Genomic DNA, 1,952 nt, shown 5'->3' with positions numbered 1-1,952 from the left:
CCGTTGGGCAACAAGTCATGTACAACCAATAAAAGGAGAATCCATGAGTAAAACAGAACGCGGCGAAAAGTCAGTGGCGACAAAAGTGGCTATCATCAGTGGCGTTTTTGCCGTTCTTGCTGCTTGTATCGGTCTGGGAGTTCCTATAATTGAATGGGGCTTAAGCAAAATAAATTCAACACCTTCACAAGTTGCCGTTACTGTTGCAGCTACCAAAGATACTGTAAATATGCTGATTTCCACTATAACTCACACAGTAATTCCGCCTACAAAACCTCCCACGGTTACAGTTCCTCCTCCAACAACAATTCGTACTCCAACAGAAATTCCGCCAACAAATACGCCAACAAATACACCAACAAATACACCAACTACTCAACCAAATACAGGACTTCAACTTGGACAAACTTATCGACAAGGAAACATCGCCTTTACTGTTGTGAGTATTGATTATAAAGTTGCAGGCGGTTTTTATTCAGGAAAATACGTTAGAATTAATGTTGAAGTAAAAAATGTGTCGCCAAGTTCCATATCTTTTACTTTTGGAGACCCAACTTTTACGGTTAAAGATAATAATGGAACAATTTATAAAGATGGATTCGCAGAAGCCAAAGGAAGGACGTTTGAAGATTCAATCATTCTAGATTCGGGAGATAGTTCAAGACTAGACGGCTATTTATGTTGTGGTCTAGCGTACGGCGTTGACCACTCAGACGCATCAATAACAGAAATTGTTTTTATTGTAGAAAATTTATCAAGCATTGAATATGCAGAATGGGTTATTCCAATCAATCACTAATCCCTACAAAAGTTGCCCAACACAGCGTGCACCTGACGCTGGGGACTCGGCGCACATCCCAAGCAGTTTCCTACGCCTTGTCTTTTTTCTGGTTGGACGGCTTCGCCGTCCCCGCCCAGCGCAGGTAACGCAAGCCGTTGGCACGACCTTTGCATAATTAGGTTTTTGGAAAATAAATCATGGCAACTCCAAAAGGTATGAGAGCGCAAAGATTTCTAACTGCTTCTGGTAACGCAGTTCATATTTATAGCGACAAAGAAAAAGTTGTCTTGCAAATTCGGCATGAAGTTCCGACCGAAACAGATTTATTAGCAAGTTCTTTCAAAGTTGCAGTTGAATTATCTGATGATGATGTTTTAGCAATAGCGGGTGAATTACTTTCAGCAATTTCATTACATAGGAGACATCTAGCCAAACATGACAGCAACGAATGAAAAATCAGGTTGTTTGAGCGTCATTTTTCCATTTTTGAAACGCTCGCAAAAAGAAACAGCATCTAAAACACTTCCATATCGTTTGCGTGATGATTTTCTTTCTCCAGCAGAATTTTCGTTTTATAAAGTTCTTTCTTCTCTTGTTGGCACACGATTATTAATTCAGTCAAAGGTAAGATTGGCGGATATTTTCTTTGTGGCTCGTCCAAATGAAAATATCGCCTACTTCAATAAAATTGCTCAAAAGCATTTAGATTTTCTAGTTTGCGATTCTGTCACGATGAAGCCGTTATTTGGCGTTGAGTTGGACGACTCTAGCCATAAGCGAAACAATAGGCAAGAGCGTGATGAGTTTGTAGAAAGTGTTTGCAAAGTCGCTGGTTTGCCATTATTGCGCTTGCCAGTTCAGAGAGAGTACAATTCCAGAGAAATTGCGGCTCAAATTGCGCCATTTGTGAATGATAAAGTTGGCGTTTCCACTCCGTCGCAACCAGAAGTAAATAAGCAGGTTAGTTCAGTACCGCTTTGCCCGAAATGCGGTATTCCAATGGTCTTAAGAACAGTGGCGCAAGGTGAACATAAAGGAAAGCAGTTTTACGGTTGTCAAAATTATCCTCGCTGTCGAGAAATGAAACTCGTTACTGCATAAGTGAGTCTTAAAGTCAAAAGCGTGCCAACACAGCGTGCACCTGACGCTGGGGACTCGGCGCACATCCCAA

The 1,952-nt window shown here is 41.2% G+C and carries 3 protein-coding genes; all 3 read left to right on the top strand.

Annotated features, from left to right (window positions below):
• A partial coding sequence (locus LC115_08085) for a DUF4352 domain-containing protein (protein MCZ2356630.1) occupies positions 1–799 on the top strand: 799 nt, incomplete at its 5' end.
• A 179-nt stretch (positions 800–978) separates the two neighbouring features.
• Entirely contained in the window at positions 979–1,233 is a 255-nt protein-coding gene (locus LC115_08080) for a hypothetical protein (protein ID MCZ2356629.1), read from the top strand.
• Positions 1,217–1,882, top strand: a complete 666-nt coding sequence (locus LC115_08075; protein ID MCZ2356628.1) for a DUF2726 domain-containing protein — start codon at positions 1,217–1,219, stop codon at positions 1,880–1,882. The genes LC115_08080 and LC115_08075 overlap by 17 nt, the downstream gene beginning before the upstream one ends.
• The last annotated feature ends 70 nt before the right edge of the window (positions 1,883–1,952 follow it).

Source organism: Bacteroidia bacterium, assembly GCA_026932145.1.
Classification (GTDB): Bacteria; Bacteroidota; Bacteroidia; order J057; family JAIXKT01; genus JAIXKT01.
Note: the sequence above shows the minus strand (reverse complement) of the source record. Positions and strands in the feature narration are given on the sequence as shown.